This is a genomic window from Sulfitobacter sp. D7 (assembly GCF_003611275.1).
Lineage (GTDB): Bacteria > Pseudomonadota > Alphaproteobacteria > Rhodobacterales > Rhodobacteraceae > Sulfitobacter > Sulfitobacter profundi.
Genome location: NZ_CP020694.1, coordinates 3,254,948 through 3,268,419 on the forward strand (window position 1 = coordinate 3,254,948; position 13,472 = coordinate 3,268,419).

Annotated in this window: 11 protein-coding genes; 7 read left to right on the plus strand and 4 right to left on the minus strand. The window is 65.1% G+C overall.

What is annotated here, in order from left to right; all coding sequences use genetic code 11:
* The first annotated feature begins 6 nt into the window (after positions 1–6).
* The 3 genes from polA (at position 7) to B5M07_RS16000 (ending at position 3,841) form a co-directional block, all read left to right on the plus strand.
* Positions 7–2,805, plus strand: a complete 2,799-nt coding sequence (polA, locus tag B5M07_RS15990) for a DNA polymerase I (RefSeq protein ID WP_205570877.1) — start codon at positions 7–9, stop codon at positions 2,803–2,805.
* On the plus strand, positions 2,805–3,011 hold the full coding sequence (locus B5M07_RS15995; RefSeq protein WP_120352016.1) for a YdeI/OmpD-associated family protein: 207 nt from the start codon (positions 2,805–2,807) through the stop codon (positions 3,009–3,011). The genes polA and B5M07_RS15995 overlap by 1 nt, the downstream gene beginning before the upstream one ends.
* Before the next feature lie 212 nt (positions 3,012–3,223).
* Positions 3,224–3,841, plus strand: a complete 618-nt coding sequence (locus B5M07_RS16000; protein ID WP_120352017.1) for a glutathione S-transferase — start codon at positions 3,224–3,226, stop codon at positions 3,839–3,841.
* On the opposite strand, the gene B5M07_RS16005 is transcribed toward B5M07_RS16000, so the two are convergent.
* Positions 3,830–4,594, minus strand: a complete 765-nt coding sequence (locus tag B5M07_RS16005; protein WP_205570878.1) for a hydroxypyruvate isomerase family protein — start codon at positions 4,592–4,594, stop codon at positions 3,830–3,832. The genes B5M07_RS16000 and B5M07_RS16005 overlap by 12 nt on opposite strands.
* A gap of 18 nt (positions 4,595–4,612) precedes the next feature.
* Entirely contained in the window at positions 4,613–5,188 is a 576-nt protein-coding gene (locus tag B5M07_RS16010; protein WP_120352018.1) for a DUF1285 domain-containing protein, read from the minus strand.
* A 70-nt stretch (positions 5,189–5,258) separates the two neighbouring features.
* Here B5M07_RS16010 and B5M07_RS16015 point away from each other — a divergent pair, with 70 nt between their 5' ends.
* The 4 genes from B5M07_RS16015 to B5M07_RS16030 are packed head-to-tail and all read left to right on the plus strand — an operon-like array spanning position 5,259 to position 11,951.
* Positions 5,259–6,266 (plus strand): AAA family ATPase, encoded by a 1,008-nt coding sequence (locus B5M07_RS16015; protein ID WP_120352019.1) that lies wholly within the window; start codon positions 5,259–5,261, stop codon positions 6,264–6,266.
* Positions 6,263–7,150: a DUF58 domain-containing protein gene (locus B5M07_RS16020; RefSeq protein WP_120352020.1), complete on the plus strand. Its 888-nt coding sequence runs from the start codon at positions 6,263–6,265 to the stop codon at positions 7,148–7,150. The genes B5M07_RS16015 and B5M07_RS16020 overlap by 4 nt, the downstream gene beginning before the upstream one ends.
* A complete protein-coding gene (locus B5M07_RS16025) occupies positions 7,147–9,912 on the plus strand; it encodes a DUF4159 domain-containing protein (protein WP_120352021.1) in 2,766 nt (921 codons plus the stop codon). The genes B5M07_RS16020 and B5M07_RS16025 overlap by 4 nt, the downstream gene beginning before the upstream one ends.
* Entirely contained in the window at positions 9,909–11,951 is a 2,043-nt protein-coding gene (locus B5M07_RS16030) for a hypothetical protein (protein WP_120352022.1), read from the plus strand. Before B5M07_RS16025 ends, B5M07_RS16030 begins: the two co-directional genes overlap by 4 nt.
* Here the strand turns inward: B5M07_RS16030 and B5M07_RS16035 are convergent.
* The gene (locus B5M07_RS16035; RefSeq protein WP_120352023.1) at positions 11,948–12,829 is read right to left on the minus strand and encodes a nickel/cobalt transporter; all 882 of its coding nucleotides are present in this window, start codon (positions 12,827–12,829) and stop codon (positions 11,948–11,950) included. The two genes, B5M07_RS16030 and B5M07_RS16035, sit on opposite strands and share 4 nt — an antisense overlap.
* On the minus strand, positions 12,814–13,464 hold the full coding sequence (locus B5M07_RS16040; RefSeq protein WP_120352024.1) for a DUF1007 family protein: 651 nt from the start codon (positions 13,462–13,464) through the stop codon (positions 12,814–12,816). The genes B5M07_RS16035 and B5M07_RS16040 overlap by 16 nt, the downstream gene beginning before the upstream one ends.
* Between the last annotated feature and the right edge of the window lie 8 nt (positions 13,465–13,472).

Below are 13,472 nucleotides of genomic sequence, written 5' to 3' on the forward strand. Positions count from 1 at the left end.
ATTCCTATGACATTCGGCAAAGGCCACCACCTGCATCTGATCGACGGCTCGGCCTTCATCTTTCGCGCCTATCACGCCCTGCCACCGCTGACGCGCAAATCCGACGGCATGCCCATCGGCGCCGTAGCGGGCTTCTGCAACATGCTGCACCGCTATGTTGAAGGCAACACCGGCCCCAATGCGCCCACGCATGTTGCCGTGATCTTCGACAAGGGCAGCCACACTTTCCGCAATGACATGTACGACCAGTACAAGGCCAACCGCGAGGCCATGCCCGAAGACCTGCGCCCGCAGATCCCGCTGACCCGTACCGCGACCGAGGCGTTCAACATCGCTTGCAAAGAGCTTGAGGGCTATGAGGCGGATGACATCATCGCCACCCTCGCCGTACAGGCCCGCGCCGCCGGGGGGCGTTGCACGATCATCAGCTCTGACAAAGACCTGATGCAGCTTGTCGGCGACGGCGTGGAAATGCTGGACGCGATGAAGAACAAGACCATCGACCGCGATGGCGTCTTCGAGAAGTTCGGTGTCTACCCTGACCGCGTGGTGGATGTGCAGGCGCTGGCGGGCGATTCGGTCGACAACGTGCCCGGCGCGCCCGGCATCGGCATCAAGACAGCGGCGCTGCTGATCAACGAATACGGCGATCTGGATGCGCTGCTGGAACGCGCGAGCGAGATCAAACAGCCCAAACGCCGCCAGACCCTGATCGACCATGCCGAGCAAATCCGCCTGAGCCGCAGCCTCGTGCTGCTCGATGAAAACACGCCCATCGACTTCACCATCGACGACCTCGAAGTGCGCGACCCCGATGCCGACCGCCTGCTCGGCTTCCTGTCTGAGATGGAATTCCGCACCCTGTCAAAACGCGTGGCCGAAGTGCTGGGCCGCGAAGCCCCCGCCATCCCCGACGCGCCAGCGCCTGCCGTGGCCGACGCACCGCAGGTCGCGGATGTGCCCTTCGACCACAGCAAATATGAGCAGGTCAGCGACGCCGAGGCGCTGCGCGTTTGGCTCGACCGGATTTATGAGGTCGGCTATGTCGCGGTCGATACCGAAACCACCGGCCTGAACGAGATGACCGCCGAACTGGTCGGCGTGTCGCTGTCGGTTGAGGCCGGGCAGGCCTGCTATATCCCGCTGACCCACAAGGCCAGCCGCAGTGATGATCTGTTCGGCTCCGATGACCTCGCGCCCGGCCAGATGCCGATTGAGGAAGCGCTGCAACTGCTGACCCCGATGCTGGAGGATCCTGCGATCCTGAAAATCGGGCAGAATATGAAATACGACGGCAAAATCTTTGCCCAACTCGGCATCACCGTAGCACCCACCGACGACACTATGCTGATGTCCTACGCGATGCACGCAGGCCTGCACGGGCATGGGATGGACACGCTCTCGGAACGTTACCTCGGCCACACGCCCCTGCCGATTAAACCGCTATTGGGCAGCGGCAAATCTGCCGTGACTTTTGACAAGGTGCCGATGGAAGACGCGGTGCCCTATGCCGCCGAAGACGCCGATGTCACCCTGCGCCTGTGGAAACTCTTCAAGCCGCAGCTGCACCGCGCCGAAGTGACCAAAGTCTACGAAACGCTTGAGCGCCCGTTGGTGCCCGTGTTGGCCCAGATGGAACGTTCGGGGATACTCGTCGACCGCGACACGCTCAGCCGGATGTCCAATGCTTTCGCCCAGAAAATGGCGGGGCTAGAGGCTGATATTCACGAGCTGGCCGGAGAGACGTTCAACGTCGGCTCCCCCGCGCAGCTGGGTGAAATCCTGTTTGGCAAGATGGGGCTTGAGGGCGGCAAAAAGGGCAAGACCGGCAAATATTCCACCGGCGCGGATGTGCTGGAGGATCTGGCCACCGAACATGACCTCGCCCGTCGGGTGCTGGACTGGCGGCAACTGTCCAAACTGAAGTCGACCTATACCGACGCGCTGCAAGACCATGTGAACGCCGACACGGGCCGGGTGCACACCTGCTATTCCATCGCGGGCGCGGCGACGGGGCGTCTGGCCTCCACCGATCCGAACCTACAAAACATCCCGATCCGCTCCGAAGAGGGCCGCCGCATTCGTGAGGCTTTTGTCGCGCCCGAGGGCAAGGTGCTGGTGGCGCTGGACTACAGCCAGATTGAGCTGCGCATCTTGGCGCATATCGCTCAGATTGATGCCTTGAAGGAAGCTTTCCAACGCGGCGACGACATCCACGCCATGACAGCGTCCGAGATGTTTGACGTGCCGATGGATCAGATGACCCCGGAAATTCGCCGCAACGCCAAGGCGATCAACTTCGGTGTGATCTACGGCATCTCCGGCTTCGGCCTCGCGCGCAACCTGCGCATTCCACGGGCCGAGGCGCAGGGCTTTATCGACCGTTACTTCGAACGCTTCCCCGGCATCCGCACCTATATGGACGACACCAAGGCCTTCGCCAAAGAGCACGGGTTTGTGCAGACGCTGTTCGGGCGTAAGATCAACACGCCCAACATCGGCGCCAAGGGGCCGCAAGCCGGTTTCGCCGCCCGCGCCGCGATCAACGCGCCGATCCAAGGCACCGCCGCCGACGTGATCCGCCGCGCCATGGTGCGGATGCCCGAGGCCATCGCCGATCTGCCCGCGACGATGCTGTTGCAGGTGCACGATGAACTGCTGTTCGAAGTTGAAAAAGGGGCCGAAGACGCGCTGATCGCCGCCGCGCGCGAGGTGATGGAGAACGCCAATGATCCGGTGGTGAAGCTTGATGTAAAGCTGATCGTCGATGCCGGCGTCGGTGCCAACTGGGCGGAGGCGCATTGATGGAGCATATAGACCTCCCCGAAGACCTCGCCCAAGCGCTGGAAGAGACCGGCGCACAGGCGGGCTGGGACGGATACAGCGATGAGTTGCGCGCCGATGCGCTGGCATGGATCGACGCGGCGCGGACCACGACGGCACGGTCGAAGCGGGTGGATGATGTGGCGCGCTTTGCCGGTAAGGGACTTCCGCCGACACCGTTTCAGTAGGGTGAAATGAAGCACCGGCCCGGAATCAAGCCGCAGGCGCCGGGCCATCGCCTGCCCGCCCCTCGGGTAGGCGATTTGGTGAGGCTGGGCATACCCTTTCGAGCACACATCACGGATGAGCCATAAAGTGGCAGAAACCTCTGCCCGGTCGCCGACCCGCGGTCAGGCCATGGCCCTTTGTACATCTTGCCCATGTCACCTAAATACTCCCCATGACCTCAATCCTCTACTCCTTCCGCCGCTGCCCCTACGCCATGCGCGCGCGGCTTGCCATCGCCGCCGCGCAAACGCCCGTCCACCTGCGCGAAGTCGTCCTGCGGGACAAACCGCAAGCCTTCCTCGACGCATCCCCCACCGCCACCGTCCCTTGCCTCGTCACCGAAACCGGCCCCATCGACGAAAGCCTCGACATCATGAAATGGGCGCTGGCCCAAAGCGATCCCGAAGGCTGGCTCGACATGCCGCCCGAGGGGCACGATTGGATCACCCGCGCCGATGGCCCGTTCAAAGACGCGCTCGACCGCACCAAATACGCCACCCGCTATCCCGATGTGGACCCCCAAGAACAACGCGCCAAGGCCGCCGCCTTTCTCCAAGACCTCGACGCGCAACTGGACGATTGGATTTTCGACCGTCCCACGCTGGCAGATTACGCGATCCTGCCCTTCGTGCGGCAGTTCGCCTTCATCGACCGCGCTTGGTTCGACGCGCAGGATTGGCCCGCCCTGCGCGGCTGGCTCGACCGCTTCCTCGCCTCGCCCCGGTTCGAAAGTGTGATGGACAAATACCCCCAGTGGCAGCCCGGCGATACGCCGGTGTCATTCCCCTAAGGCGGCCACCCATCCGAGTGTCTGCTCCGTCGCCACGCCCGCCGCATACTCCCCGCTGACAAAACCGTCATAACCCGCCCGCAGCGCGGCAAAGAGCCCGTCGAAATCGACATCACCGCTGCCCGGCGCCCCACGCCCCGGCGCGTCACCAAGCTGCACATGGCGGATTAGGGGGCGATATTCCTCGAATACCGCCACGGCATCGCCATGGATCATCTGCGCGTGAAAACTGTCGAACTGCAGCCCCACATTCGGCGCATTCACTGCCGCGAGAAGATCCGCCGCCTGAGCGTAATCGTTCAAGAAATACCCCGGTCTGGCCTCAGGGCAGAGCGGCTCGATCATCAAAGTGACCTCCGGCGGCGCCTCGGCGGCGGCATGACGGAGGTTCGCCACGAATGCCTCTGCCGCCGCTGGCCCTTCGGCCTCCCCGGCCATGACATGGACCATTCTGGGCCGCAGCGCGTCGACATAGCGCCAGACACGACACATATCATGGGCAAAGCGTGCCTCCCCGCCCGGAATGGCCGCGAAACCTGCCTGGCCGCCGGTATAATTCGGCGGTGGGGCATTGATCAGGGCAAGGGTTAACCCGTTGCGCAGCAAGGCGCGCTGCGTCTCTTTCGCGGGGATGTCATAGGGAAACAACACTTCGACCGCGCCAAACCCCGCTTCTGCCGCCGCGTCGAACCGATCCAGATAGGGCAGTCCCGACCAGAGCAGCGACAGGTTGGCGGCAGGTATCAGCGGCATTTCGGGCTTTCGATGGCTTTACGGCAGGTCTTCCGACGGGATGATGCCAAAGAATTCCCCACCCGACCAGACACCAAACCAGCCATCGCGGTGCTCGCCCAGATCGACCAAGCGGTAAAAGCTCTTGCGGTCGATCAGCGCCTCAAGGTTCCGGCGCAGCAGCACATAGGGCGAAGGCTCGCCCGTCTCCTCATCACGGACCACGCGGATCGGATGCTCCGGCCCCGCCTCGGCCACATCGCCTAGGTTGGTGAGAAACCGCAACTGCTGCGCCTCGCCCTCGCCTTCGGCCTCGAAATCCACGGCGACAAAGGGCGCATCTTCGACCGTGATGCCCACCTTCTCGACCGGGGACTTGAGGAAATAGTCATCCCCCTCGCGCCAGAGAATCGAAGCGAACAATTTGACCAATTCAATCCGCCCGATCGGCGTGCCTTGGTAAAACCACGTCCCGTCGCGTTTGATTTGCATGTCCAGATCGCCGCAGAATTCCGGGTTCCACTTCTCAAGCGGCGGGGTTCCGCGCGTTTTTGCGGCCTTGGCGGCTTCGATCAGGCTGTCTGCACTGGGTGTCACGGTATTTTGTCCGCTCATTGGTTTTGCCATTCCCTTTGGTCGCGATACACTTACACCTGAAAGATATAACTCCGGGGAAAGAAATGTCATGGCCGAAGCGGATGATCTGATCGCGCGAATCGAAGCGCTGACCGAAAAGCTAGGCAAGGCCAAGCAGTCGATCACCGGGCGGTTCGTCGGGCAAGAACAGGTTGTCGACCTCGCGCTCACCGCGCTGCTTTGCGGCGGGCACGGGCTGCTGATTGGTCTGCCAGGCTTGGGCAAGACACGACTGGTCGAGACCTTGAGCACCGTCATGGGCCTGCACGGCAACCGCGTGCAATTCACCCCCGATCTGATGCCCGCCGATATTCTGGGCTCCGAAGTGCTTGATACCGCGCCCGACGGCAGCCGGGCCTTTCGCTTTATCGAAGGGCCGATCTTTTGCCAGCTTCTGATGGCGGATGAGATCAACCGCGCCAGCCCGCGCACGCAGTCTGCGCTTTTGCAGGCGATGCAGGAAAAAACCGTCACGGTGGCTGGCCAAGACCGCGCATTGGGCCAGCCCTTCCACGTGCTCGCCACGCAAAACCCGATCGAGCAAGAAGGCACCTACCCGCTGCCCGAAGCACAGCTTGACCGTTTCCTCGTGCAGATCGACGTGGCCTACCCCGACCGCGCGACCGAGCGGGACATCCTGATCGCCACCACCGGCGTCGAGGATGGCGCGGTGCGCCCTGTCTTCTCTACCGAAGACCTGCTGGCCGCGCAAAACCTGCTGCGCCGGATGCCCGTGGGCGACAGCGTGGTGGAGCTGATCCTTGACCTTGTCCGCGCCTTCCGCCCCGATGAACCCGAAGCCACCCAGCCCGTGCGCGAGAGTGTTGCTTGGGGCCCCGGCCCCCGTGCCGCGCAGGCGCTGATGCTGACGGTCCGCGCCCGTGCGCTGCTGGAGGGGCGGTTGGCCCCCTCTGCCGAAGACGTGCTGGCGATGGCCCGCCCGGTGCTGAGCCACCGGATGGCGCTGAACTTTGCCGCCCGCGCACGCGGCGAAAGCCTGCAAGGGCTGATCGACGCCACCGCCGGTCAACTGATCGGGAAAAAGGCCGCCGCGTGACCCATTCCCCCCTAACCCTCAGGGCCGACGCCGAGGGCGAGGCGGCCCGGCTTCCCGCCCTTCTGGCGCGGGCCGAGCAACTGGCAGGCGCCGTGTTGCCCGGTGCCCATGGCCGCCGCCGATCCGGGTCTGGGGATGATTTTTGGCAATACCGCCCGGCGCAAATGGGCGACAGCCGACGCATGGTCGATCACCGCCGCTCGGCGCGGGGCGATCAGGAGTTCGTGCGAGAGCGGGAATGGCAGATTGCCCAGTCGGTCATGCTTTGGGTCGATCAGGGCGCGTCGATGCGCTTTGCCTCTGACAAAGGGCTGCCCGATAAAGCTGATCGCGCGCGGCTGTTGGGCCTCGCGATGTCGATCCTGCTGCTGCGCGGCGGTGAACGGGTGGGCCTTACCGGCACCGCCCTGCCGCCCCGGCGCGGCAACCCGCAGGTGCTGCGTCTTGCCGAATTGCTCTGCCAAGAAGACACCCGCGAATATGCCCCGCCCGAACACCGCGGCATGATCCCCCATGCTCGGGCGATCTTTATCTCGGATTTCATGGGCGACCTCGAGCCCGTCCGCACCGCGCTGACCAAAGCCGCCGATCGCGGCGTGCGCGGCGTGCTGTATCACCTGCTCGACCCGGCAGAGGAAGCCTTCCCTTTTGCGGGCCGTACCATTTTCGAAAGCGTCGGCGGCACGCTGCGCCATGAGACGCTGAAGGCGAACGACCTGCGCGACCGCTATCTCGACCGGCTCGCGGCGCGCAAAGATGAATTGCAACAACTCTGCGTCCGCACCGGCTGGCGCTATGGGCTGCACCACACGGATGCCTCGGCGCAATCGGCGCTGCTGTGGCTCTATGGCGCGTTGGACGCGCGGCAAGGGAGTGCTGCATGAGCGTTTTCGGCGGCATCGGTTTCACCGCGCCTTGGCTACTGCTGGCCCTGATGGCGCTGCCGATCCTCTGGCTGATCCTGCGTGCCGTGCCTCCCGCCCCGATCCGCCGTCGCTTTCCCGGTGTGGCGCTGCTCTTGGGTCTGGCGGACGACGAAAGCACGACGGACCGCACCCCGTGGTGGCTGCTGCTACTGCGGATGCTGGCCGTGGCTGCGATCATTGTTGGCCTTGCCGGGCCGGTCCTGAACCCGCAGGCCGAGGCGGAACAGGGCAGCGGCCCGCTGTTGATGGTGCTGGATACATCATGGGCCGGGGCCAGCCGCTGGGACCAACAGTTGGCCGCCGTCGACACGCAACTGACCCGCGCCGGGCGGGCCGAGCGGACGGTGGGCATCCTGACCCTTACCGACCCGCAGGTGCCAACCTTCCAATCCGCCAACGCATGGCGCAGTCGCCTTGCCGGGCTCACACCCGCGCCGTGGCAACCTGCCCCGGAACAGATCACCCGCGCGACTGAGATCATGGCAGACCTGCCCGCCTTTGACACGATGTGGTTCAGCGATGGCTTGGACTATCCGGGCCGGGATGATCTTCTCGCCGCGTTGCAGACCAAAGGCGCGGTTGAGGTGCATCAGTCGGCCAACAACGTCATCGGCATCGCGCCCGCGGTCTATCAAGACGGTGCAATCGACCTGACCCTGCGCCGCGCCGCCCCCGGCCCGGAACGCGACGCCGTAGTGCAGGCGCATGGCCGCGACCCGGCAGGCAACGCCCGCGTGCTGGCCACCGCCAACGCAGGTTTCGAGGCGGGTGCGACCGAGGCCAGCACTTCCCTCTCGCTGCCTGCCGAGATGCGCGCGCGGCTGACCTATTTCGATATCGCGGGCCAACGCTCTGCCGGGGCGCGCACATTGGTCGACGACGGGCTGCGCCGCCGTGAGGTCGCGCTGATCAGCGGGCGCGGGGCGCAGGAGGGGCTGCAACTGCTCTCGCCGCTGCACTATATCGAACAGGCGTTGGCCCCGAGTGCTGACCTGATCGACGGCACCCTGTCCGACGTGCTGCCCGCCAACCCCGATGTGATCGTGCTGGCCGATGTGGCCACCCTCAGCCCCGCCGAAGCAGAGCCTCTGCAAGAGTGGATTGATGCGGGTGGCATGCTGATCCGCTTCGCCGGGCCACGCATTGCCGCCAGTGATGTCAGCCGCATCGACGAAGACCCGCTGATGCCCGTGCGCCTGCGCGCCGGGGGGCGCAGCGTGGGCGGGGCAATGTCTTGGGGTGAGCCGAAGGCGCTGGCCCCTTTCCGCAACGGTTCGCCCTTCTTTGGCCTGCCGGTGCCGGAGGACGTGACCGTTTCCGCGCAGGTCGTGGCGCAACCGGACCCGACACTGGCCGACCGGGTGATTGCGTCGCTGAGTGACGGCACGCCGCTGGTCACGCGCAAGGCCGTCGGTCAGGGGCAGATCGTGCTTTTCCACGTCACCGCCACGGCGGAATGGTCGACCCTGCCGCTGTCAGGCCTTTTCGTGCAGATGATGGAGCGGCTGGCTGTGTCCTCTGGCGCCAGCACGCCCGAGGCCGGTAGCCTTGAGGGCACCACATGGACCCCGCTGCGGGTGATGGATGGTTTCGGCACCCTGTCGGACGCGGGCAACCTGCCCGGTGTCGCGGGGCCTGACTTGATTTCGGCCCCCGCTGGCCCTGCGCTACCCCCCGGCATCTACGGCTCAGAAGACCGACGGCTGGCGCGCAATGTGCTGACTGCTGAGACCACGCTCACCCCCGCCACATGGCCCTCGGATGTGCCGCTGCGTGGTCTTGCGCTGCCGCCGGAACAGCCGCTGGCCGGAGCACTTCTGAGCCTCGCGATCCTGTTGCTGGTTGCCGATGTGCTGGCCTCTCTTGCCCTTTCGGGGCTGCTGCTGCGCCGCTCGGCTGGTACTCTGGCGCTGATCTTGGGGCTGGGCTTGCCACAAATGGGGGACGCGCAAGAGACTGACCCCGAAAGCTTTGCCGTGCGCTCCGCCTCCGAGGTCACGCTGGCTCATGTGCTGACCGGCAATAGCGACGTTGACGAGGTCGCCCGCGCCGGGCTGACCGGCCTGTCGGACACGCTTTATTTTCGCACCACGGTAGAGCCTGCCCTGCCCACAGGTGTCGATTTGGAGCAGGACGAACTCGCCTTTTTCCCGATCCTCTATTGGCCCGTCACCCCCGATCAACCACAGCCTTCAACCGAGGCTTATGGCAAGCTGAACGACTATCTCCGGTCGGGCGGGTTGATCCTGTTTGATACACGCGACGCGGATATCGCAAGCTATGGCGCCGCCAGCCCGAACGGGCGCAAGCTGCAGGAATTGGCCGCCCCGCTCGACATCCCACCGCTTGAGCCGCTGCCCGGCGACCATGTGCTGACCCGCACCTTCTATCTGCTGCAGGACTACCCGGGCCGCTACACCAGCCGCGATGTCTGGGTTGAGGCCGCGCCGCCCGACGCCGAGCGGATCGAAGGCATGCCTTTCCGCAACCTCAATGACGGTGTCACCCCGGTGGTGATCGGCGGCAACGATTGGGCCGCCGCTTGGGCCGTGCGCCGCGATGGCGCGCCCTTGCTGCCCATCGGGCGCGGCTATGCCGGAGAACGGCAGCGCGAATTGGCCTACCGCTTTGGTGTGAACCTTGTGATGCATGTGCTGACGGGCAACTACAAATCTGATCAGGTCCATGTGCCTGCGCTGCTGGATAGGTTGGGCCAATGACCGGAACCGTGCTTTTCGACCCGCTGATCCCGCTGCCGCTGTTGATTGGGCTGGCGGTGCTTGCCGCGATTGGCGTTCTGCTGGCGGTGTGGCGTGGCCTGTCGGGCTGGGCACTGCGGGGGCTGGCCGCCGTGGTGGTGCTCGGCGCATTGGCTGGCCCATCCTATCAAACCGAGGACCGTGCCCCGCTGAGTGACATCGTGCTGCTGTTGGAAGACGAAAGCGCCAGCCAGCGGCTGGCGGACCGCGCCGACCAGTCCGATACCGCCGCCGAGGCGATGGCCGACCGGATCACCGCGCGCCCGAATACGGAACTGCGCCGCATCACCGTGCCCGACGGGGCCGAGGACGCGGGCACACGGTTGATGACCACGCTGGCCGACGCGCTGGCCGAAGAGCCGCGCGCGCGGATTGCGGGCATTCTGGCGGTTAGCGATGGCCGGGTGCATGACGCGGACCTGCCGCTTGACCTGCCCGCGCCGCTGCACCTGCTGCAAACCGGTCGGGCCGCAGATTGGGACCGCCGCCTGACCGTGCGCAATGCCCCTGCTTTTGCCATCATCGGGGAGCCGGTGACCCTGACCCTGCGCATCGACGATCTGGGCGCCGCGCCCGAGGACGGGGGGCTGACCCGGCTTGATATCTCTGTCGATGGTGAAGACCCGCAAAGCTTTGACGTTCCCATTGGCCAAGACCTCGAACTGCCCGTCGCCCTGCCCCACGGGGGGCGCAATGTGATCCGTTTCTCCCTGCCCGAAGCGCCGGGGGAATTGACCGACCGCAACAATGCCGCGCTGATCCAGATGAACGGGGTGCGCGACCGGCTGAGCGTGCTGCTCGTCTCGGGCGAGCCGCATCCCGGGGGGCGCACGTGGCGCAACCTGCTGAAGTCCGACAGCGCGGTCGATCTGGTGCATTTCACGATTCTGCGCCCGCCCGACAAGCAGGACGGCGTGCCGGTGAACGAGTTGTCGCTGATCGCCTTTCCGACGCGCGAATTGTTCATGGACAAGATTGACGACTTTGACCTGATCATCTTTGACCGCTACCAGCGGCGTGGCATCCTACCTGCGCTCTACCTCGATAATGTGGCGCAATATGTGCGCAAGGGCGGCGCGGTGCTGGTCGCGGCGGGGCCGGATTTCGCCAGTGCCGACAGCCTCTACCGGTCGCCGCTTGGCACGGTGCTGCCTGCCACCCCCACCGCGCGGGTTTTGGACGAAGCCTTCCCCCCCGTCGTGACCGACATCGGTCAGCGCCATCCCGTGACCGCCGAACTGCCGGGCAAAGGCGACTGGGGCCGCTGGCTGCGCCAGATCGACGTGACAGCTGAGCGTGGCGATGTGGTGATGAGCGGCGCAGACGACCGCCCACTGCTGGTGCTTGACCGCGTCGACGAAGGCCGCGTGGCGCTGCTGGCCTCAGACCATGCGTGGCTGTGGAACCGGGGCTATGAGGGCGGTGGCCCGCAGTTGGAACTGTTGCGCCGTTTGGCGCATTGGATGATGAAAGAACCCGAGCTTGAGGAAGAGGCGCTGACCGCCACCGCCCAAGGCCGCACCATGCGCATCACCCGGCGCACCTTGGATGAAACCGTGCCCCCCGTCACCATCACCGCCCCTGATGGCAGCACCACCGAAATGCCCCTCGCCCCCGCTGGTCCGGGCCGTTTTGAGGCTGAATTCACGGGCGAAGAGATGGGCCTCTACCGATTGGAAAACGGGGAGGAGGTGACTGTCATCGGCCTAGGCCCTGCTGCCCCGCGCGAGTTTATTGAGACGATTGCCAGTGACGCAGCACTGCGCCCAGCCATCGACACCCTGCGCGGTGGCGTGGCACGGGTGGAAGACGGGCTGCCGCGCCTGCGCGACGTGCGCCTTGGCCGTCCGGCTGCCGGACGCGGCTGGCTGGGGCTGACCCCACGTGGCGCTTATGAGACCCGCGATGTGCGGCAAACACCGCTGCTGCCGGGCTGGCTGGTGCTGTTGCTTTCGGCCCTGTTCATCATTGCCGCTTGGCTGCGCGAAGGCCGCCGTTAAAGCGCGCGAAGCAGCAGCCCGCCCGCAAGCGTGACGACGATAAGCCCTGCCGTCAGCTCTGCCACCGCCGCGGCCTGTGCCAAGCGCGGCGATCCGGCGAGCCCACCAAGCACCCCCGCCCGCAACCCCGTGGCGGCAAGCCCGGTGGCGATGGTGATCAACCCGGTGCCAAGGGCCATGGCAAAAGCGCCCAAAACACCGACACCGCCAATGCCCATATGCCAAGTGATCACCAGCACAAAAAGCGCCCCGGTGCAGGGACGGATGGCGATCCCAGCAATCAAAAGCAGCGCATCGCGCAGGCTGCCCGCCTGCTGGACCTGCGCCAAGCTTGGCCCATGGGCATGACCGCAATGGCCGCAAACTTCTTCGCTATGCGCCGCCTCCTTTTGCCGCGCATGACGCAGCCCGCGCCAGATCAGCCAAAGCCCGATAAGGGCAATTGCGCCGTAGCTTGCCGGGGCCATGATGTCTTCGGTCACGCCCACCAGAGCCTCACGGCCAAGGCCCAAAAGCAGGATCCCCGCATAGACCAAGACCACCGCCGTCACCGCTTGGCCAAGCGAGGCGGCCAGAGCGATTAGCGACAGCCGCAGCATCGGCACAGAGCGCGCCAGCCCATAGCCGCCAATCACGATCTTGCCATGCCCCGGCCCTGCAGCATGCACCACGCCGTAGGCAAAAGACGCCAGCAGCACCGTCCAGAACGCCGCGGTATCGCCCCCCCGCGTGGCGCGCAGCCCGCTGGCGATGCTGTTTTGAAACCCGCGTTGCTGCCCTGCCGCCCAATGGGCAAGGGCGTTAAAGCCCCCCGTCCACCACAGCGCCGCCAGCGCCAGCAGGGTCGCCAATGCGGCCAGCGCTATGATGCGTCGCATGTGATCACCACCTCATTGGCCAAGGCTTCGCCAATTTCAGGCAGGCCGACATCGTTCGGATCGGTATTCGCGTCCAAGGCGCTCAGATCCTGCTGAAGTTCGCGCAGATCGGCGTTCATCTCTGGCATCTTGACCCGCGCGCGACAGGCGTCATCGCCTTGCACGGTCACCTTCTGAGTCACCTCATAGGCAGTGTAATAGGTCGGGTCATAGGGTTTAATGACTAGCCCATTCGCGTCAGGCGCATCGCCCTCGACCGCCCGCAGATGGCTGGTGATGATCCGGCCCTCGGAAAAGGTCGTCGCCACCTCTTGCGGACTGGAGAGCGCGATCTCTTCACCGCCGTTCAGCAAGACCGTATCGCCGTTGAACCCTTCAACCCAACGCATGTCGAACCCGTTGAGAGAGGCGACTTCCGCCTCGGTCAGCACGCTATCGTAATCGGGGTCGAGGCCGCGATCCTCGGTCACCAACAGAGAATAGAATTCGTCATAGGCCCATGTGATCCGCAGATGGGTCAAGCGCCCCTCGGCATCGAGGATCACCTCAAAACCGGTATCGACAAAGATATGCGGATGCGCGCCAAGCGGTGTGGCGCAGGCAAGTAGGGCGGCGGTAACAAGCGGGTATTTCATGGCGCTAG

Excerpts from the sequence above, each read along its gene's own strand:
- polA (WP_205570877.1), top strand. The coding sequence starts at position 7 with ATGACATTCGGCAAAGGCCACCACCTGCATCTGATCGACGGCTCGGCC.
- B5M07_RS15995 (WP_120352016.1), top strand. The coding sequence starts at position 2,805 with ATGGAGCATATAGACCTCCCCGAAGACCTCGCCCAAGCGCTGGAAGAG.
- B5M07_RS16000 (WP_120352017.1), top strand. The coding sequence starts at position 3,224 with ATGACCTCAATCCTCTACTCCTTCCGCCGCTGCCCCTACGCCATGCGC.
- B5M07_RS16005 (WP_205570878.1), bottom strand. The coding sequence starts at position 4,594 with ATGCCGCTGATACCTGCCGCCAACCTGTCGCTGCTCTGGTCGGGACTG.
- B5M07_RS16010 (WP_120352018.1), bottom strand. The coding sequence starts at position 5,188 with ATGAGCGGACAAAATACCGTGACACCCAGTGCAGACAGCCTGATCGAA.
- B5M07_RS16015 (WP_120352019.1), top strand. The coding sequence starts at position 5,259 with ATGGCCGAAGCGGATGATCTGATCGCGCGAATCGAAGCGCTGACCGAA.
- B5M07_RS16025 (WP_120352021.1), top strand. The coding sequence starts at position 7,147 with ATGAGCGTTTTCGGCGGCATCGGTTTCACCGCGCCTTGGCTACTGCTG.
- B5M07_RS16030 (WP_120352022.1), top strand. The coding sequence starts at position 9,909 with ATGACCGGAACCGTGCTTTTCGACCCGCTGATCCCGCTGCCGCTGTTG.
- B5M07_RS16035 (WP_120352023.1), bottom strand. The coding sequence starts at position 12,829 with ATGCGACGCATCATAGCGCTGGCCGCATTGGCGACCCTGCTGGCGCTG.
- B5M07_RS16040 (WP_120352024.1), bottom strand. The coding sequence starts at position 13,464 with ATGAAATACCCGCTTGTTACCGCCGCCCTACTTGCCTGCGCCACACCG.